Here is a 20,973-nt window from a genome sequence, read left to right as displayed (position 1 = left end):
AACATGTTAAATATTACCTTGTACAGAAGATATATTAACCTTGTTGTGGTATTGTATAGGTAAAAAACAGCCTTGTTTGGTTACTAAATTTCTAAGATGTAGTTGGTTAAATTTGAGTCGTGAGGTAAGTCCATTTTTTTTCTTAATCGATACCTTTTAACCTCTACACTTCTTGGAGATATATTTAATAAAGGAGCAATTTCTTTAGAAGATAAGTTCAGCCTTAAATAAGCACAAAGCCTTAAATCATTAGGCGTTAAATTTGGATGCTTATCTTTTACTTTTTTAAGAAAGTTTTTGTCTGCATTATTAAATGCTTCTTGAAACATTTTCCAATCATCAGAATTATTTAAGTTCTTATCTATAATCTTAATTACTTTTAAAGTATTTTTTCCATCACCGTTTATCAATTTGGTTTTAATGGTATTTAAAAAATCATTTTTCTTAATAATATTCATAGTAGAACTTGCAAGCTCCCTACTCTTACTATCTATATCTACTCTTAATTTTTCATTATTCAATTTCATTATTATCTGAGAATTTTCTAGCTCCTTTAACTTTAGTTCTTTCTGAGCTTTCTCTAATAAAATTTTGTTTTTCAATTTGTATCTTCTTCTGTAATAAATATTTATCATTACAATAATAAAAACAACAGATAATGTATAAAAAACTAAAAATAAGTTACTTAAATAATAAGGTCTTTCTATAGAAAATGAAAAAGATTTAACATCAGTTATCTCATTACCATATTTCCCTTTTACATTAAACACATAATCTCCGTAAGGTAAATTTTCAAATAGCTGAGAAGAATTCTCTGACCAATCAGACCAATTACTAGACAAACCTTCTAACTGATACTGATATTCATTTTTAATAATTTTATCATATTTTAAAATACTGTAAGAAAAATCAATATTATTTTGTTTGTTTTCTAAGACAACCTCTCCTGCTAATGATAAATTGGTTTTTATATCATCTATTTTATTTACAAGAACCTTCTGAAAAGATATAGCTATATCTTGTTGCTTAGTTTCTATAGCATCATTTAACAATAAATAACCTCGGGAAGTACCTATTAAATAATTATTATCGCTAATTTGTGTTAGGTTCTCAAAACCTAAAACATTGTTTCTTATAGATGCAGCAATGGGTATACGTTTTACCTGCGGCTTTAAACTAATACTGTTAGAAGTAATAAAAAGAATGTTATTATTAGAAAAACTATAAAATGTATTCTTTTTTTCTGGCAACTTTCTTATAGTTGTAATATTTTCAATATCATTTAAAACATTGGTAAACAATGTATCCTTACTAAAACCTCCTGTTGGTTGTTTTTTAAAAATCCCTTTAGAAGAAGAATAATACAAATGATTACCAAAAGAAAAAACATTAGATCCATAACCTTCTTCTGGTACATGAATTTTGTTTTGAAGAAGCACCTTAGAATAATTCTCATCTATTTTTAACTCATAAAATCCTTTTAACTCATGATTTACGTACAATTTATCTTGATAAAATTCGTAAAACCTACTAGAAATATTAAACCCATCAATTTTATTTCTAAACTTCCACACCCCGTTTTGTTTCTCTAAAATAGATAAACCTTGGTAAGTTCCTTGAATTAAAATATCCTTATTATTGGGCACCTTTTTTACATTCCAAGTTCCTAACTGTTCTGGTATGGTACTGCTAATTTTTTTATTTTTTATGATAAACGTCCCTTTATCATGTCCACAAAAAAGATTTCCGTCAATTTCTTTTAGAAACCATACCTGCCCTTCAGTTCCTTTAATTATTTTATATTTTAAGTCTTTGTCTTTAAAAAACAGTCCTTGGTTTGTACCTAAATAAAGCTCATTATCAAAAAAGAACGAAGTATATACTGTACCTAAATCACCATCTTCATCTTCAAAAATTTTAAATGCAGAAGAGATATTTATATAATTAATTCCGTTGTCTAAACCAATCCAAATATTATCTGTTTTATCTTGAAATAAAGAAAGAGCTGTATTATTACTTAATCCATTTTTTCTATTAACCGTAGAGGTAATTTTTCCTTCTGAGTTTAAAAAAATAATTCCATTAGAAATGGTACCCAATACAAAACTGTTGTCTTTTAGTTGAATTGCACTAAAAACAGAAAATTTTTCTTTGTTTAAATCTGTTTCTTTCCATACAACATCATTCCCTTTTACACTAACAAAACCTTTTTCTTCGGATAAAAAGACAAGCTCTTTATTATGATAAAAACAATTAATAACTTTATTGTTTCTAAAAAATTTAGCATCAGAAAACATCTTTTCTTCTCCGTTTTCTAGCGTAAATATCCCTTTGTTCTTTTTTTGAAAAAAAATGGTATTATTAATTACAAAAAGTCCTGAGATTGTTTCATTAGAATCAATTATTTTAACATCTTTGGCCAATCTATTTACAAAATAGATTCTTGTTTTAGATTGAAAAAGCACCCAATCTTGATAAAAATTAACGCCCCAAAACTCTTCTCCTTCTTTTAATTTTATTTTTAAATCTTCTACTAAAGAACTATATTCTAAAAGACCTTTATCGTTTTTTTTCCAAAAACCAAAATCCATAAAAGACCCTGTATAAATTACATCTTTTTTAATTTTTAAGGATCTAAGAATTGGGTTTGAATAATGTGAATACAATTGCCAGTGCTCTCCATTATATTCTAAAAGACCACCATTATTGGCTACGTAAATTAAATTATCTTCAGATTGTGCAATTCCCCAATTCTGGTTCTGAGCTTTATAGTTTTCTGGTGTAAATATTTTTATAGGCGGCAACTCTTGAGCATAACTAATTGATGCTATATAAAGAAGAAACAAAAAAAGTAAAGTTCTACACATATCTGTTTTAGTAATGTTTGGTTACTAAGTTACATTAAATATTGTAAAACTTATAAAAAAAGAAACACTTGTATGGTTTTTGTATGGGTAATTAATCTTCTTACTTTTCTAATAAAACAATATTAAAATCTGAATTTACAGTTACTTTTCCTTCTTTAACGGTTACCATTTGATTAGAATAAAAATCGTTCAGTTTATCTCCATTTTTAAATACGGATGAAACTGAAAGTGTTTTACTTCCTTTTGGTAAATCGATACCGACAATAATTTTATCTTCGTTTCTTACTCTTGAAAAAACCAAACCGTTTTCTTCTGAAATTAATTGATGTTTTCCTGCGCCAACTGCTGGGTGGTTTGCTCTAAACTGACCTAATTTTTGCCAATGATTTAGAATATCTTGAGTTTCTTTTTCGTTTTCTATAGCGCTCCAATTCATAAAAGAACGTAGGGTTGCATCACCAACAGTACCGTCAATAATTAAACTTCTTGCAGACTCATCTCCATAATAAACTTGCGATGTCCCTGGCGTTAACAACAACATGGTTGCTGTTTTATAAGGCATTTTTCTTTCCTTATCAAAAGGTTGTCCATCATCATGAGAAGTCATATAATTTAGAATACCATATCCTTTTAAAGTATCCTGAAGAAGTGTGTCATATTTTTTAAAGACCTCTTTTTCTGCCATTTGTTTTACATTCCATTTCAATTCAAAGTTGATTAAACTATTAAAAGCTTTGTCAAAATAATTTACCTTTTTTTCTCCCAAATGAAAGGCTTTTCCATCAGAAATTGTATAATTATATACCTCACCCACTAAATAAAAGTTATTTGTATCTAATACTTTATCTGGATTGTTCTTTTTGTAATTGGCAAACGCTACGTCACATTCTTGCCTAAATTCTTGCCAAACAAATTCCTCAGTATGTTTTACGGTATCTACTCTATAACCGTCAATTCCAAATTCTGTAATATAATCTGTTAACCATTTCATTATATAAAAACGTGGCGCTCTCGGATGCCCAGTTCTTGTAAAAAAGGCTTCTAATTCTTTCACTTCTTGCTCATAACGTCCTTCTGCTTTCCATTTTTCTATTAACTGTGGCGGCAATGTAACATTATCATTACTTTCAGTTTTTATGTCTGGTAAATTTTTTACCAATGTACACGAAATGGTATGTTCATAACTATCATAAGAACATTGCGGACTCGTTCTTACCCAATCGGAAGGCCAAACAGGATCTTTCTCTGTAACAGGCCCCGTGTGATTGATTACTGCATCTAATAAAACACGAATTCCGTTTTTATGAGCAAGGGCAACCAATTCTTTTAAATCTTCTTTGGTTCCAAAATTAGGATCTATTTTTGTCCAATCTTTTGCCCAATATCCATGAAAACCATAAGACAAACCGGTTCCTTCATCGGTTCCTCCATGAATTTGCTCTACGATTGGCGTCATCCAAATAGCATTAATCCCTAGTTTTGTAAAATACCCTTCTTTTATTTTTTGTGTTATCCCTTTAATATCACCGCCCTTAAAACCACGTAATTTTCCGGTTTCTTTAGTTCTATCAAAATTGATATCATTACTTGTGTCTCCGTTATTAAAACGATCTGTCATCAAAAAATAAATATTTGCCCCTTCCCAAACAAACTCTTTTTGTACTGTTTGTGCTGTTACTTTTTCTGTTGATGATTTTTCTTTACAACTAAAAACGGTTGCTAAAAGGAATATGAAGAGTATTTTTTTCATGAGTATTGTTCCATTTAAATTTCTCCTACAAGGTCTTTTTATACCTTATAAGTGTTTATTTATTAATTTTATAAACCTACAAGGTTTCTAAAAACCTTGTAGGATACATAAATGTTATTTTTTAATTTTCAATATAAAAGACTCTAAAGGTTTTACATCTACTCTAACCCTAGCTTCACCATTTTCTACTTTTAAAGTTGATGCATACTCTTTATACAATTGGTCTTCTAGTTGATATTCGCCATCTTTTAAGCTCCATTTTTCAATAATATCTTGTGGTAAACCTAAGTCAAAACCATAGGTATCATGGGCGTTAAAATTAGAAACAACAATTAATTTTTCATCATCACTCCAACGTACAAAAGACAAAACTCTCTCATTATACCATTCTGTATGCTGACGATTAAAATGATGAATGTCTTGGTATTCTCCCATCAAAGCATCGCTTGTAATGGTGAAATTTAATAGACGCTTGTAAAAATCTCTTAATGATTTTTCTGCATCCGTAGATTGACCACCATCAAACTTCTTGTTATTTACCCATCTCTGAAGTGTTGGCACGCCTATATAATCGAAAATAGAAGTTCTAGACGGAGTTCCAAACCCAGCATTTTCTGCTCCTGGTTCACCAAATTCTTGTCCGAAATAAACCATGGTTGGAGACGTAGAAATAGTAGCAGAAACTACCATTGCTGGTTTTGCTTTTAAGGCGTCTCCTGCAAACTCTGGACTCGCAATTCTTTGTTCATCATGGTTCTCTAAAAAGTGCAACATATTGTGCTCAATATCTTTTAAATCTTCTTGAATTGGCGCAATATGATCTGTAATTCCGTGTCCTTGCATAATATGTTTAATGGTATCATACAATTGAACTTTGTCATACAAATAATCCATTTTTCCTTTTCTAATGTAATTTCTATATTCATGCGGATTGTAAACTTCTGCCAATAAAAATGCATCTGGGTTTTTCATTTTAATCGCAGAATTCATAAAACTCCAAAACTCCACAGGCACCATTTCTGCCATGTCATATCTAAAACCATCAACACCTTTTGCGGTCCAATACAAAGCAATATCTCTAAATTTAATCCAAGAATTGGGTATCTTTTTATCTTGCCAAAAAGCAAAATGTTTTTTATAATCTTCGTTTTCAAAACCTTGTGGCAATTCATCAAAATCTTTTCTTCCGTCTGGAGAAATGCCATAATTTACTTTTACAGTTTCGTACCAATCATTAAAATGTGGTTTTGCAGCACGCGATCCATTTCCTGTCCATTTTGCAGGATTTTCAACAAATTTATGATCTGATAAAGGATTTTTTTCTCCACCTAAAGGCAAATAACCATTTAAAAAATCTGGTACTTGAAATGCTTCATTGGGCACATAATAAAAATTATTATTTACATCATACTCCACTGTTTTATCATCATCTGCACCAAAATCTTTTGTCCCTTTAGGATTGGATAAACTTTGGTAATTTCTTGCAACGTGGTTGGGTACAATATCAATAATTACTTTTAATCCTACTTTATGAGAACGTGCTATTAAAGCTTCAAATTCTTCTAATCTATTGGCAACATTTACAGCCAAATCCGGATTTACATTGTAATAATCCTTAACTGCATACGGAGAACCCGCTCTCCCTTTTACAATATCTGGATCGTCATTAGAAATGCCAAATTCTGTATAGTCTTTAATTACATCATGATGCGGAACCCCTGTATACCAAATGTGAGTAACCCCTAAATCTTTAATTTCAGACAATGCTTTTTCTGTAAAGTCGTTGAATTTACCTACACCATTTTCCTCTATAGTTCCCCAAGGTTTGTTGGTAGTATTTGTATTACCAAATAAACGTGTAAAAACCTGATAAACAACTGTTTTTTTCTGTGGATTTGTACTCATCATTTTATTTTTTGATATTTTTTCTTTTGAACAACCAATTACTGTTGATAAAATTAATACGGATAAAACGCTGTATATTTTTCTCATAACCGATTCCTTATTTTAATGAAATTTTTATTTTTATTTCTTCTGTTGGATTCCAGTGTACTGGAATTTTTAAAATATTATTTTCTAAGATTGAATTTTCTGTTCTTTTTCCGTCTACTTTTATTTTACTTGGGTTCCAATTTACATTATGAATAACCAACAATATTTCTTTTTGCTGTGGATTCCAATTTTTGCCAAATTCTGCTTCAAATTCAATTTCTAAACAACGTTTGGTCATTTCTGCTTCAAATTCTAAAACTTCAAATTCCTCTTTTTCAAAAGCATTCGATAGCAAACCATTATCATTGTAAAATTCTCTTTCACTCTCTTTCACAGCAGCATCGTAATAATAATGTAGTTCTAAATTATTTCCATCATAAGCATCTGTTGTTTGCACCAGTTTTGTCATTGCAATAAATGCACCTCCACGTACATAAGTCGGAATCGAATTTTCATCAACAGAAACACTTTTAGTTTGTCCTCCAGTTACTTTTTCATCCGAATAAAAATTGAACCAATTTGCTGTTTTAGGAAAATAAATTTCTTTGGTTTTTAGAGAGTCTTTTAAAATTGGGGTTATTAAAAAATCCTTTCCCCATAAATAAGTGGTTGAATTTGTCATTAATTTTAAATCATCTTCTTCAAAGAAAATAGGACGCATTAAAGGTGTTCCTTTTTGATTGTTTTGAAAAGCTAAGTTGTAATTATAGGGTAATAATTTATAGCGTAATTCAATAGCTTCTTTCGCCATTTTTTTCGCGTTGTTACTTCTAAAAACAGGTTCACTTGCCACACCTTCTTGCGCATGTGGTCTAAAAATTGGTTGAAAAACACCGTATTGTAACCAACGTGCATATAAATTATCATCTAAATTATCACCTGCAAATCCGCCCAAATCAGAGTGCATATACCCTAAACCTTGCATGCCCATTTGTAAGGCAATTTCTGGTTGAGATTGCAATCCGCCCCAAGTTCTGTTTACATCTCCAGACCAAGGAATCATTCCAAATCGTTGCGAACCAGAAGATCCTGCGCGCATTAAAATAAACGGTCTTTCTTTTGGAAATTCTTTTTGATACCCTTCAAAAATTAAACGTGCCCAATCATGCCCATAAATATTATGAATTTCGTCGGCTTTTTTATTTTTAAAATTTACCCAAGAAGGCAATACTTCTGGTTCTCCTAAATCGCCCCAAAGCCCTTTTGCTCCTAAATTTATAATTTCTTTATAGATATTCCAAAACCACTCTTTTCCTTCTTTTTTATAAATATCTACAATCCCTGTATTCCCAAAATAAAAATCATATTTAGCTGGATTTCCTACAGAATCTTTGGCTAAAACATCTTTTTCTACTGTTTCTTTCCATTTTTTAGAGTTCGATAAAATAAAAGGTTCTGTTATTAAAACCGTTTTTACTCCTTTATTTTTTAAACGAGTAATCATTGCTTTCATATCCGGAAAAGAATCTTTGTAGACTTCTAAATTCCCCATGGTTCCTTGCAACGTTTTACCAAACCAATACAAGTCTAAAATAACGGCATCTACAGGTATATTTTCTTCTTGAAACTTAGCTATGGTTGCCTCAGTTTCTCGTTGAGAATGATACCCAAATCTGCTCGAAAAGTTACCTAAGGTCCAACGTGCTGGCAAAGGCTGTTTCCCTGTTAAATCTGTGTAATTTTCTACCAAATCCATCCAAGAATCTCCCACTACAACTTGATACGTTTTACGTCCGGAAATAGTTTCATAGATTAAGGTATTGTTTTTTTTGCTATCCAAATCTAAATAACCAATGGGTGCATTATCAAAATGAAGCATGTATTTTTTTGATGAAATTACAATGGGTAATGTAAAATTCATTAATGCTGCATGCGTTTCATAACCATATTGCGCTCTATTATACAATGGCAATCTATTGCCTCTTCTATTCATACCCAACGCTCTTGATCCTGCTCCATATAGAATTTCGTCTGACGTTAAATTGAATTCTATTTTTTCTGTTTCGGCTGCAACAATATTACCTTTAACCAATTCCATTGGTTGATGCTTGGATTTTAAATATCCTGTTTTTTCTGATGTAATTTCCTTGTCCTTATAAAAATAAGATATCTTAAAAGGCTTTTTCTGAATTTTTACCGAGACTCCTTTTGTAGAAAAATTAACAAAAGTTGATGACTCCCTAAATCTAGCATCCGTGTAAGCTGGTTTTAAAACAACTGCATGAGAGTTGGCTACAAAAGTTTCTCCTTTAGGTATAAAAGAGGTTTCTACTATTTTAGAATTGTAAAACTGAATTCTATAAGATCCGTCTGTTACCTCTACATGTAAAAAATTGCCGTCTTTAAATGTTGCTTTTTTAAAACCTCTTTTCGAATTTTGAGTAAAAGCAACAGCTGTTATAAAAAGTAATAAAAAAAGAATAATATATGTTTTCATCTGTTTTTGCTTTTAATTCATTCTGGTACATTTACCTTGAAAGTACATTGTTTATTTTTTTAATAGAAAAGTAAGAGGAATATCTACTCTTTTTTGCCAAGACAATTCAGAATGATCGCTCCCTTCAAAAAATAAGTTTTTAAAATTTGCTTCGGTATAGCTACCATTTGTAAAAATAGCATCTACTTTTGAAGCATATTTTCCATAAAATTGATCTAACGTCTTATTACCATAATCAAAATACATTTTATGCGTTTTTGCATCTGGCAAATGCGCTTCTAAATACTTAAAAATAGCTTTAGGCAAAGGGTTGTTTTCCTTTGGCACTGCACCAACCCAATGGGTAGATAAACAAGCGGCACCTGCAAATACATTTGGATATTCTGCTACGGCATACATAGACATTAAACCGCCCATAGAAGAACCTGCCACAAACGTATTTTCTTTGTCTTTATAAACCGAATATGTTTTATCGATGTAAGGTTTTAACTCTTCTACTAAAAATTTTAAATATTTATCTCCCGTTAAATCGACACTCAAATTATTCTTCTTTGCCTCTTCAATCATTTTATTTTTATCTTCTTTCGATAAAAAACTCATGGCTTTTTCTGGAAATAAATCTAACCAGCGAATGGCAGGTATGTTATGAACGCCCACTACAATAAAATCTTTAGTAATTCCTTGTTTCATTAATTTTGAAGCAACCTCATCTACCATCCATTCTTGTTTGTTCCATGTTGTAGTGGCATCAAATAAATTCTGACCATCGTGCATATATAAAACTGCATATTTTTTTGCTGCTGAATAGTTTTCTGGCAACCAAACATCAACAGGTCTGGGTGTAATATTTTTAGAAGGAAAAGCAGCTACTCTTATTAATTTACCTGATGATAAAACCGGATTTTCCAATACTTTAGAGGTGATTTTTAAAGTGTGCTTCTCTTTTACATTCGTATTCTTTGTTTCTGACTTACAAGCAACTATTAGGAGAATTAATAACAAAACTATATATTTTTTCATGATTCATATTTTAAATACTGTAAGAAAAAAAGCTTGACAACTCAACTAAAAAAAAGACTTCTTTCTATAAATTATTTATTTTTGTCGTTAAAATAATACTACCTTTTTCCGTTAAATGAATTTCATCATTCCAAATAAAATCTTCTCCGGTTATAATATTTTTAAGCTTTTTACCTGATAAACCAACTTCTTCATATCGTTTTAAATCGAGTGTTATTGGTTGTTCATTTTTATTGATAATATGCACTACTGTTTCATCATCTTTTATTCTAAACAAGAAATAAGTACCATTAAAAGGGGCAAAATGTAAGGTTTTACCACTATGAATTGCAGCACTATGTTTGCGATAGTTTAAAACCTTAGCAACAAAAGATTGCATGTCTTTTTGGTATTCATTTAAACCTTCTCCTGTAAAGGCATTTGTGGTATCATCTTTCCATCCACCAGGAAAATCAGATCTAATTAAACCATGATCTCCAGGGTTTGCAGAATCATTCATTAAAATTTCTGTACCATAATACACTTGCGGCGTTCTAGGTAAAACCAGTATATAACTCAACGCCATTTTTGCTTTTCTAATATCTTCCCACAATTCTGTAAACACTCTTGTTTTATCATGATTGTCTACAAAAATTAAAATATCTTTAGGTGTTGCATAATGAAAATCATTCGCTAAACCTTCATACAGTTTTATCAAACCTTTATCCCAATCTTCTATATCATTAAGGCCTTCTACAATGGCTTTTTGCATCGGAAAATCCATTGGAGATTTTAAGTTAGACTCGTAACCATCTTTATTATTTGCGCCTTTTTGCCAATAACCAACAATTAACGGGTTGTAACTCCATTCTTCTCCAACAATAGAAAAATTAGGATATTCATTCATTATAGCTCCTGCCCAATTGCTCATAAATGCTTTATCAGGGTAAGGGTATGTATCTTGTCTAATACCACCTAAACCCAATGTTTCTATCCACCAAATACTGTTTTGAATGATGTAGGTTGCTAAAAACGAATTTCGTTGATTTAAATCTGGCATTGAAGCAGAAAACCAACCTTCATTATTTCCTTTTCTATCTTCTTTAGATGCATACAAATCTTGATTTGTAGTTCTTCTATGATTAGAAGCTATATTGGTTTCATTATTCCAATTATCTATATTATCTTCATAATTTTTTTGATGATTTAACCAATCCTCAAACGGAAGATCTTTCATCCACCAATGTCCTATTCCGCAATGATTTGCAACTTGATCCATGATTAATTTCATGTCTTTTTTACGCAATTCATTGGCTAATTTTTTATAGTCATCAAGCGTTCCAAAACGTGGGTCTACTTGATAATAATCTGTAATTGCATAACCATGATAAGAACTTTCTGCCATATCATTTAACAACACAGGTGTTGGCCAAACGGTAGTAAAACCTAAGTCTGATATATAATCTATATGATTTGTAATCCCTTGCAAATCGCCTCCATGGCGTTTATAATTATCGGTTCTATCTATGGTAGCTTCTTTTAAATTTAAAATAACATCATTGGTTTCATCACCATTAGCAAAACGATCTGGAGTAATTAAATAAATAGCATCAGTACTATTAAACCCAACATATTCATCCGAAGCCTTTTCTCTTGACTTTAATTGATAGGTATGCGTTTTTATTGCCCCATCATCAAACATAAAAGTTATATTGAACTTCCCTGGTTTTGTAGCAGCATCAATATGTAAATCAATAAATAAATAATTGTTGCTTTTTGCTTTGTTTACTTTTACGATAGTAACTCCTTCATAAGAAATAGATGGTATTGCAGCCCCAATATTGTTTTCTTTTACTAATAATTGTAGAGAGGTTTCTTTAAAATTGATAAACCAATTTGGTGGCTCTACTCTTTCAATTTCATTAATTATCTCAGTCCCTTCTTTAAACACATCCATCTTATTAGGCTCTTTTTTTTCGCATGAAAACAAAAGTACAATAACAATTATTAATGATAAGCTTTTCATTTTTTTTGATGTTGTTTTAGACCTACAAGTTTTAAAATCTTGTAGGTCTTTTAAGAACCTTTTCTATTTACTTTTTAGGAGATACAGTTACCTGATTTCCGTCTACTAAAAGATTGATTGCACTTGTACCCTCAACTTCAAATTCTGTTCCTTTTTGAGAAACATTTACAGTAATCATTTGATGTCTAAAGTTTACTTTAAATGAATAAGAGTTCCATTCTTTTGGTATTTTTGGAGCAAAAGAAAGGGTATTATTCTGCACTCTCATTCCTCCAAATCCTTCTACAATACTCATCCAAGTTCCTGCCATAGAAGTAATATGTAAACCTTCTTCTACTTCGTGATTATAATCGTCTAAATCTAAACGAGAGGTACGTAAATAGAACGTATACGCTTGTTCCATTCTATCTAATTTTGCAGCTTGAATACTATGTACACAAGGAGAAAGCGAACTTTCGTGCACTGTAAATGGCTCGTAAAAATCGAAATGACGTTCTAATTCTTCTGTAGAAAAATCATTTTCAAACATGTAAAAACCCTGTAAAGTATCAGCTTGTTTTATGTAAGGCGAACGTAAAATTCTATCCCAACTCCATTTTTGGTTGATAGGTCTCTGACTCTTATCTAAATTTGCAACCGTAATTAATTCTTTGTCTAAAAAACCATCTTGTTGTAAGTAAATATTATGTTTCTCTGAAAAAGGAAAATACATATTATCTGCAACATTTTTCCATTTCGTTAATTCATCATCAGAGAAATTTACTTTTTCTTTAATTCTGTTATAATCAGAAACATGAGCTGTTTTTACAATTTCTATATTTTCTAAGGCATAATTGATACACCATTTTGCAATGTAATTGGTATAAAAATTATTGTTAATGTTGTTCTCATATTCATTTGGACCAGTTACACCCAAAATCATGAATTTATTTTTATCCGAAGAAAAAGTAGCTCTTTGTTGCCAAAAACGAGCAATACCTATTAAAACTTCCAATCCTTTTTCTGGAATGTAAGAATAATCATCCGTAAAGCGGTAATAGTTAAAAATGGCAAAAGCGATGGCTCCATTTCTATGAATTTCTTCAAAAGTAATTTCCCATTCGTTATGGCATTCTTCACCATTCATGGTTACCATTGGGTATAATGCTGCTCCGTTTGTAAAACCCAATTTTGCCGCATTTTCTATTGCTTTGTCTAAATGTTTATATCTGTATTCTAACAACGTTCTTGCTACAGATTGATCTTTGGTTGCCATGTAAAAAGGAATACAATACGCTTCTGTATCCCAATACGTACTTCCTCCATATTTTTCGCCTGTAAATCCTTTTGGACCAATATTTAACGTAGCATCGGTACCTAAATAGGTTTGGTTTAATTGAAAAATATTAAAACGGATACCTTGTTGTGCTTTTACATCGCCCTCTATGGTAATGTCAGACATGTTCCATATTTGTGCCCAAGATTGCTTTTGCATCTCTAATAAAGCATCAAAACCAATACTTACCGCTTTGTCTAAAGCTGTTTTTGCAGCTGCAACTAATTGGTCTTTATCATGGTCTCTATCTACCACATAACCACCAAATTTATGAATGGTATAAGTTTGGTTTTGTTTTATTTCTTGTTCGTAAACGTAAGAAATAATATTTTCTGTTTGCTCATTCTTACTCTCTGCAGCAACCTCTACATTATTTACAAACAAACGAGATTCCATAAAAGTACACGTATAAAAGTGCGTTTTCATGGTTCTAGACTTAATATAAGCTTGTTTGTTGTTTTTAGAAACCTCTAAAACATCCCAAAACTGGTCGTCCCAATTGGTATCTTCATTAGTAATACCAGCATCTATATAAGGAATATAAGTAATTTTAGCATCCGAATTTAAAGGGGTTACATTGTAATTGATTGCCCCAATTTCATCTAATTCTAAACTTAAAAAACGTTTGGTATCTACTTTAATTTTGATTCCGTTTTGTAAAATAGCTTCAAAACTTCTAGACAACCAACCTTCTTGCATGTTAAGTTCTCTTTTAAATTCTGATACTTCTTTACACGTATGTAAATCTAATTTTTCATCATTGATTAATACGTTAATACCAATCCAATTTGGTGCATTTAACACTTTTGCAAAATACTCTGGATATCCATTTTTCCACCATCCAACACGTGTTTTATCTGGATAATAAACTCCTGCAATATAACTTCCTTGAAAAGTTTCTCCGCTATATTCTTCTTCAAAATTTGCTCTTTGTCCCATAGCACCATTACCAATGCTAAAAAGACTTTCTGATGATTTTACTTTATCTGAATTAAACCCCTCTTCTATGATGGACCATTCGTTTGGTATGATGTAATCTTGATTCATTTTGTTTTTTTAAGGTGTTAGAAAATAAATTTTAGACTGTATTACAATCAAATTTATTACGTTCTAATATGTTGTTTTTAAGAGCAATAACTTCAGAAACCCTTCTAATTTCTCGCTCTTTTTTCTATTCTCTTGTTTCTTTTGTCTTAATTATCTATTAATTAACTCTTGTATAAAACTGGTACTGATTTCTGTAAAATCGTTGAAATTAAATTGCGCTTCAGAAAGTATCTGGTGGTCTCCAATACCGATACTTATCATTTTTGCAGCATTTGCTGCTTCTATACCTGCCACAGCATCTTCAAAAACCACACAATCAGTTGCATTTACACCTAATTGTTTAGCGGCTAAAAGAAAAACTTCTGGATCTGGCTTTGCTTTCGTTACATTATTTCCGTCTACAATGGTATCAAAATAATGCAATAAACCAACTTTTTCTAAAATAGGTTGTGCATTTTTACTTGCTGACCCTAAAGCTATTGGCATATTTTTTTCCTTTAAAAAGGCTAGTACTTTTGGTACATCAGGTAATATTTCTGATGCATCCATATTTTCTATATATTTTAAGTAGTCTACATTTTTTTCTATCATCCAAGTATCAAACTCTTCTTGTGTAGCTTCTCTATTACCTATTTCTAATAAAATTTCTAAACAACGTTTTCTACTAACGCCTTTAAATAATTCGTTTTGTTCTTTGGTAAACTCGAATCCTAAGTGATTCGCTAATTTTTTCCATGCTAAATAATGATATTTGGCAGTGTCTACGATTACACCGTCTAAATCGAATATAAACCCTTTTTTCATCTACTTTTAATTTGTTTTTTTTAATTATACCAGCCTAAAAACTAACTAATTTAATTTATATCTGTTTTTTATTTTTTAATTTCTTCTTGATAACTAATGGCATTTTTATTGGTAATTAACAAATTACACAAGCCTGCAATTATTAAACTAACACCTGCAACTGTCATTGCATTTATAGCGTCTTCACCTAATAAATTAGATACATAATTGATACCTCCTAATGCTGCAATAATTTGTGGGATTACAATAAACATGTTAAAAATCCCCATAATTACGCCCATTTTTTTGGGATCTACAGAACTAGACAACATGGCATATGGCATAGATAAAATACTACCCCATGCAAAACCAACCAATACAAAACAGTATTTTAAACTTTCTGGTGATGCATAAGTCATTGATAAGAAACCTGCCCCTCCTATTATTAAAGAAAACATGTGTACATATTTTCTATTGATGTTTCTTTTTGAAGTGTATAAGGTTAGTAATAAAGCAAATACCATTGATGATAAGCCATAAATACCCATAGCAGAACCTACAGAATTAGAAGATTCTTGAAACTTTGTGTTGGCAATCTTAAAAGCTTCTGCTTGTACCGTATCTGCCAAATTAAATGCAGCTTCTACAGGTGCTGGTGTATGAAAAACATGCTCCGTTAAAGCTGGGTTTGCCATAGACCACATGGTAAAAAATGCAAACCAAGAGAAAAATTGAATGACACCCAATTTTTTCATGGTAGTTGGCATGCTACCAATATTGTTTAAAATATCCGGAATAAAATTATTCTTTTCTTTCTTTTCTTTTTCAAAGGCTTCCATGTCTTCTGGCGGATATTCATCCGTTGTAAAAACGGTATACAGAATACTTGCCATAAAAACAAAGGCACCAATGGCAAAAGCAACTTTTACCGACATGGGTACTACACCAGATGCAGCCTCATTACTAACACCTAATTGAGAAACCATCCATGGTAAGTTACTTGCAATCCAAGTTCCAATACCTATAATTAATGTTTGTACAACAAAACCATAAGACCTTTGAGATTCTGGTAATTTGTCTGCAACTAAAGCCCTAAATGGCTCCATTGAAATATTTATAGATGCATCTAAAACCCATAATAAACCAGCCGCAACCCATAATGCAGGAGAATGAGGCACTACAAATAATGCTAAAGAGCTTAAAATTGCTCCTATTAAAAAGTAAGGTTTTCTTCTACCCCATTTTACACTCCAAGTTTTATCACTCATATAACCAATTATTGGCTGTACAAGTAAACCTGTTAAAGGTGCTGCAATCCAAAGCATCGGAATTTCTTCCTTACCGGCTCCTAATGTTTGAAAAATTCTTGACATAAACCCACCTTGTAGGGCGAATCCGAATTGTATTCCTAGAAATCCAAAACTCATGTTCCAGATTTGCCAGAAGCTTAATTTACGCTTTTCCATTTATCTATGCTATTAGTGGATATTACAATAAGCGTTTACACTTATCAATTAATAAATTTTGTGGAATATAATTTATTGATAAATCGTAATTATGAAACAAAGATAGATTTTTTATTGAAAAACAGGTAAAAGCAACGAAACTATCTACGACGACGTTTTCGTAGATTCTCGTAGTTTTAAGTCGCTAGAAATCACAATTTTTTTAGGTTTTAAGGTTTCAGATTCTTTTTCAATTCTTTCAATTAAAAGCTCTACGGCTTGCTTACCCATCGTAAAGCCATGTTGTGCCATTGTTGTGATAGATGGTGATGAATATTCTGAAATTAACCCATCTGTAAAACCAATAACAGAAAGGTCTTCTGGTACTTTTAATCCTTTTTCTTTAGCTATTCTCATAGCAGTTGCAGCATAAATTTCATTTACAGCAAATACACCATCTATATTCTGTTCAAAGATTTTTTTTATTTGATTAGAGATGTCTCCATCTTCATCAACTTCTAAAATTAAATTAGAATCTGTTTTAATATAGTTTTCTATTAAAGCTTTCTCATACCCCTGCCTTCTTAAAGTACCTACATTAACATGTTTTGGAGTTGTTATTAGTGCTATTTTTTTTAGCCCGGTTTCTAACAAATGTTTAGTTGCTTTATAGCCTGCCCCAACATCATCTACAACTACTTTATCACATAAAATCTCATCTACAACTCTATCACACAATACTAAAGGAATGTCTTCTGAAACTAAAGCTGTAAAATGATTAAAGTCTTTATTTTCTAAAGTTTCTCTAGCTATAGATACAATTAAACCATCTACACTTCCGTTAGATAAAACCTTTAACGTTTCTACCTCTTTTTTATAAGATTCATTAGAGAAACAAACCATAATATGATAGCCTTTTTCGTTGGCACCTTCTTCTATTCCCATAATAACTGTAGAGAAAAAATGATGCACTATTTTAGGTAAAATAACACCTATTACTTTGGTCTTTTGATTACGAAGCTGAAGGGCTAAACTATTGGGTTTGTAATTATAAAAATCGGCAAAGGCCTTTATTTTTTCTTTAGTTTCTTTACTAATTTCGTGACTATCCTTTAAAGCTTTCGAAACGGTAGACGTTGAAACCCCTAATTCTTTAGCGATTGTTTTTATGGTAATTTTTTTCTTCATTTATTGCGAAATGACAAAATTTAATTTGAATTACTGTTAATTTATTAATAAAATCATCTAAAAAGTTGTTAACACGAAAACGTTTTCGTGACTTTTATCATACTGAAAATGATAGACAAGATGCTATCTTTACAAAGTGGAATGTAAACTTATTGTTATCAACAAATCAAATTTACAGTTATAATTTAACAAAATATACATGAAAAAATTTAAATTATTGTTAATTGGAATTCTTTTAACATCATCATTTACAATGTTTGCTCAACAAACAGTAAAAGGTGTGGTAAAAGAAAAAACATCTGGAGAACCATTACCGGGTGTTAGTGTAGTGGTTAAAGGTACTACAAAAGGAATACAAACCGATTTTGACGGAAACTTTATAATTAATAAAGTAAGTACTGGAAATGTACTTGTGTTTAGATATTTAGGATTTGCAGACAAAGAAGTTACACTTGAGAATAACTTTAACCTTATTGTTGAGTTAACAGAATCTGCAGAGCAATTAGAAGAAATAGTACTAGTTGGGTACGGTACAACTACCGTTAAAGATGCAACTGGTTCTGTAGAGTCTATTACAGCTAAAGATTTTACAAAAGGAAACATTGTAACACCAGAAAATTTATTAAGCGGTAGAGTTTCTGGGGTAAGCGTTACTACAAGTGGTGCGCCGGGTTCTGGATCTCAAATTACTATTCGTGGAGGATCTTCTATTGGTGCTTCTAACAGCCCTTTAATTATTATAGATGGTTTGCCTATAGAAAACAGTGATGCTAGTATTTCTGGTTCTCGTGGTTTATTAGCAAACATTAATCCAAATGACATTGAATCATTTTCTGTTTTAAAAGATGCATCTGCAACTGCTATTTATGGTTCTAGAGCTTCTAATGGTGTTATTATTATTACTACTAAAAAAGGTAGAAAAGATTTTACATTAGATTTTGATATGCAATATACTTTTGGTGAAGTATTAGATAGAGTAAATGTTTTTTCTGCAAATGATTATAGAAGTTTAATTACTGCAAAAAGACCAGGCGATGTGAGTGCTTTAGGGAATGCAAATACAGATTGGCAAGATGAAGTACTACGTTCTACAACGTCTTCTTTATACAACCTTACTGCAAAAGGACAAATATTTGGTGCAATACCAACAAGACTTTCTATAGGTTTTGCTAACCAAGAAGGAGCCTTATTAACGTCTCAATTTGATAGAAAAACAATTTCTCTTTCTATGAATCCTTCTTTATTTAAAGATCATTTAAAAATTAACTTAAACTATAACAGAGTTTTTGAAGATAGTCGTTTTGGTGATTCAGGACAAATTGGTGCTGCTTTACGTTATGATCCTACACAACCTGTTTACGATGCTTCTTCTAGATTTGGTGGGTTTTATCAACATTTTTCTAATGGAGAAATTGCAAACGGAACTACCAACCCTATTGCCTCTTTATTACAAAGAAATAATACAGGGTACGCTTTTAGACAATACGGTAACTTAAATTTCGATTACAAGTTTCACTTTATACCAGATTTAAGAGCGGTTGTAAATGTTGGTTTCGATAAGATTACATCAGAAAACAGCGACATTACATCAAAATTAGCTCCTGCTCAATCTAACGCATTATTTTTTGGTAATGATGCTTTTAACACGCAAGAAAGAGGTAATAAATTATTTGATACGTATTTAAACTATTCAAAAAGTTTTAATAAATTAAATGTAGATCTTACTGGTGGGTATTCTTATCAGAGATTCGAAAACTTTGGTACCAATTCTGGAAACAGAAATAATCCAGAAAATATTTCTACCACATTTGCAGATCCTGATGTTGTTAACTTAGGATTCTTTAGTAGACTTAAATTTAAATACAACGAAAAATATTTACTTACTTTAAACTTTAGAAGAGATGGTACTTCTCGTTTTAGTTCAGACAATCAATGGGGTAACTTTGGTGGTGCCGCATTAGCTTGGAATATAAGTGATGAAGATTTCTTAAAAGATTCTAAAGTATTATCTAGCTTAAAATTAAGAGCAAGTGTTGGTTTAACAGGGCAACAAAACATACCTGGTGTTAATGATTTGTATTTAGATAGATACCGTTTTGGTAATGAAACTTCAAGATATTTATTTGGTAACTCTTCTATAAAATCTACCATTCCTTCGGTTGTAAATCCTGATTTAAAATGGGAAGAAACAACAACTATTGAATTTGGTGTAGACTATGGTTTGTTTGATAATAAGTTTAGTGGATCTTTAAGTGCTTTTCAAAAAACATCTGATGATTTATTATTTGATGCTGCTTTAGCAGATGGTACTAACTTTGGTAATAGTACAATCCAAAATATTGGTCAATTACAAATAAAAGGTTTAGAGTTTACTTTAAACGGAGACATCCTTAAAAGTGAAGACTATAACTGGAACTTTACCTTTAACGCAACCTATTTAGATAGAAAAATTACAGAACTTGCAAACGACCAAGACGTTAGAACTGGTGGTACTGAAGGTGGTACAGGTAATACAATTCAGTTATTAAGAGAGGGATATGCACCTAATTCTTTTTATGTATACAAACAATTATATAACACAGCAGGAAAACCAATTGAAGGAGCCTACTCAGATTTAAATGGAGATGGTGTTATAAATGATGATGATAGATATTTAAAAGAAAACCCAAATGCAGATGTTACCTTAGGTTTTCAATCTAATTTTAATTACAAAAACTTCGATTTAGCTTTTAACTTAAGAGCTAGCCTTGGTAATTATGTTTACAACAACGTAAACTCTTCGAAAGCGCAATACGAATTATTACTAGATAATGCTGTTTTAGGAAACCTTCCTACCTCGGTATTAGAAACAGATTTCTTAAGAACCTCTGATGTTATAAATTCTGATATCTATATAGAAAATGCTTCTTATTTAAGAATGGACAATGTTACTTTAGGATACACTTTTAACAACCCAATAAAAAAATTCTCTTATAGCAGTATTCGTTTATGGGCTGGTGTACAAAATGTATTCACTTTAACAAACTACTCTGGCTTAGACCCAGAAGTATTTGACGGAATTGATAAATTAATTTATCCAAGATCTAGAAACTTCTTAATGGGAGCTAATATTAAATTCTAATAA

At 31.0% G+C, this 20,973-nt stretch carries 11 protein-coding genes; 1 reads left to right on the top strand and 10 read right to left on the bottom strand.

All coding sequences use genetic code 11. The annotated features are described in order from the left end of the window. Positions 1-83: 83 nt before the first annotated feature. The 10 genes from WHD07_RS00375 to WHD07_RS00330 all read right to left on the bottom strand — a co-directional run bounded on the left by WHD07_RS00375 (position 84) and on the right by WHD07_RS00330 (position 17,849). Entirely contained in the window at positions 84-2,846 is a 2,763-nt protein-coding gene (locus WHD07_RS00375) for a helix-turn-helix and ligand-binding sensor domain-containing protein (protein WP_343329574.1), read from the bottom strand. Positions 2,847-2,967: 121 nt separating this feature from the next. After that, positions 2,968-4,617, bottom strand: a complete 1,650-nt coding sequence (locus WHD07_RS00370; protein WP_343329573.1) for an alpha-amylase family glycosyl hydrolase — start codon at positions 4,615-4,617, stop codon at positions 2,968-2,970. Positions 4,618-4,731: 114 nt separating this feature from the next. After that, the gene (locus WHD07_RS00365; protein ID WP_343329572.1) at positions 4,732-6,609 is read right to left on the bottom strand and encodes an alpha-amylase family protein; all 1,878 of its coding nucleotides are present in this window, start codon (positions 6,607-6,609) and stop codon (positions 4,732-4,734) included. Between the two features lie 10 nt (positions 6,610-6,619). Further along, positions 6,620-9,046, bottom strand: a complete 2,427-nt coding sequence (locus WHD07_RS00360) for a TIM-barrel domain-containing protein (RefSeq protein WP_343329571.1) — start codon at positions 9,044-9,046, stop codon at positions 6,620-6,622. Between the two features lie 51 nt (positions 9,047-9,097). Then, positions 9,098-10,066 (bottom strand): alpha/beta hydrolase, encoded by a 969-nt coding sequence (locus WHD07_RS00355; RefSeq protein WP_343329570.1) that lies wholly within the window; start codon positions 10,064-10,066, stop codon positions 9,098-9,100. 64 nt (positions 10,067-10,130) lie between these two features. Continuing rightward, complete coding sequence (locus WHD07_RS00350; protein ID WP_343329569.1) at positions 10,131-12,071, bottom strand: glycoside hydrolase family 13 protein; 1,941 nt, start codon at positions 12,069-12,071, stop codon at positions 10,131-10,133. Between the two features lie 67 nt (positions 12,072-12,138). After that, complete coding sequence (locus WHD07_RS00345) at positions 12,139-14,433, bottom strand: glycoside hydrolase family 65 protein (protein ID WP_343329568.1); 2,295 nt, start codon at positions 14,431-14,433, stop codon at positions 12,139-12,141. A gap of 150 nt (positions 14,434-14,583) precedes the next feature. After that, positions 14,584-15,237 carry a beta-phosphoglucomutase gene (gene pgmB, locus WHD07_RS00340; protein ID WP_343329567.1) on the bottom strand — a complete coding sequence of 218 codons (654 nt, stop codon included), beginning with the start codon at positions 15,235-15,237 and terminating at the stop codon, positions 14,584-14,586. A gap of 68 nt (positions 15,238-15,305) precedes the next feature. Further along, entirely contained in the window at positions 15,306-16,682 is a 1,377-nt protein-coding gene (locus WHD07_RS00335; protein ID WP_343329566.1) for an MFS transporter, read from the bottom strand. Positions 16,683-16,826: 144 nt separating this feature from the next. Next, positions 16,827-17,849: a LacI family DNA-binding transcriptional regulator gene (locus tag WHD07_RS00330; RefSeq protein ID WP_343329565.1), complete on the bottom strand. Its 1,023-nt coding sequence runs from the start codon at positions 17,847-17,849 to the stop codon at positions 16,827-16,829. A 199-nt stretch (positions 17,850-18,048) separates the two neighbouring features. Here WHD07_RS00330 and WHD07_RS00325 point away from each other — a divergent pair, with 199 nt between their 5' ends. After that, a complete protein-coding gene (locus WHD07_RS00325; RefSeq protein WP_343329564.1) occupies positions 18,049-20,970 on the top strand; it encodes a SusC/RagA family TonB-linked outer membrane protein in 2,922 nt (973 codons plus the stop codon). The last annotated feature ends 3 nt before the right edge of the window (positions 20,971-20,973 follow it).

This window comes from Polaribacter staleyi (genome assembly GCF_038024045.1).
GTDB classification, from domain to species: domain Bacteria; phylum Bacteroidota; class Bacteroidia; order Flavobacteriales; family Flavobacteriaceae; genus Polaribacter; species Polaribacter butkevichii.
The sequence above is the reverse complement of the archived record's forward strand: the minus strand, read 5'-3'. Positions and strand labels throughout refer to the sequence as shown.

What these genes read in the sequence shown, in the direction of transcription:
- WHD07_RS00370 (WP_343329573.1), bottom strand. Translation starts at nt 4,617, where the DNA reads ATGAAAAAAATACTCTTCATATTCCTTTTAGCAACCGTTTTTAGTTGT.
- WHD07_RS00365 (WP_343329572.1), bottom strand. Translation starts at nt 6,609, where the DNA reads ATGAGAAAAATATACAGCGTTTTATCCGTATTAATTTTATCAACAGTA.
- WHD07_RS00360 (WP_343329571.1), bottom strand. Translation starts at nt 9,046, where the DNA reads ATGAAAACATATATTATTCTTTTTTTATTACTTTTTATAACAGCTGTT.
- WHD07_RS00355 (WP_343329570.1), bottom strand. Translation starts at nt 10,066, where the DNA reads ATGAAAAAATATATAGTTTTGTTATTAATTCTCCTAATAGTTGCTTGT.
- WHD07_RS00350 (WP_343329569.1), bottom strand. Translation starts at nt 12,071, where the DNA reads ATGAAAAGCTTATCATTAATAATTGTTATTGTACTTTTGTTTTCATGC.
- WHD07_RS00345 (WP_343329568.1), bottom strand. Translation starts at nt 14,433, where the DNA reads ATGAATCAAGATTACATCATACCAAACGAATGGTCCATCATAGAAGAG.
- pgmB (WP_343329567.1), bottom strand. Translation starts at nt 15,237, where the DNA reads ATGAAAAAAGGGTTTATATTCGATTTAGACGGTGTAATCGTAGACACT.
- WHD07_RS00335 (WP_343329566.1), bottom strand. Translation starts at nt 16,682, where the DNA reads ATGGAAAAGCGTAAATTAAGCTTCTGGCAAATCTGGAACATGAGTTTT.
- WHD07_RS00330 (WP_343329565.1), bottom strand. Translation starts at nt 17,849, where the DNA reads ATGAAGAAAAAAATTACCATAAAAACAATCGCTAAAGAATTAGGGGTT.
- WHD07_RS00325 (WP_343329564.1), top strand. Translation starts at nt 18,049, where the DNA reads ATGAAAAAATTTAAATTATTGTTAATTGGAATTCTTTTAACATCATCA.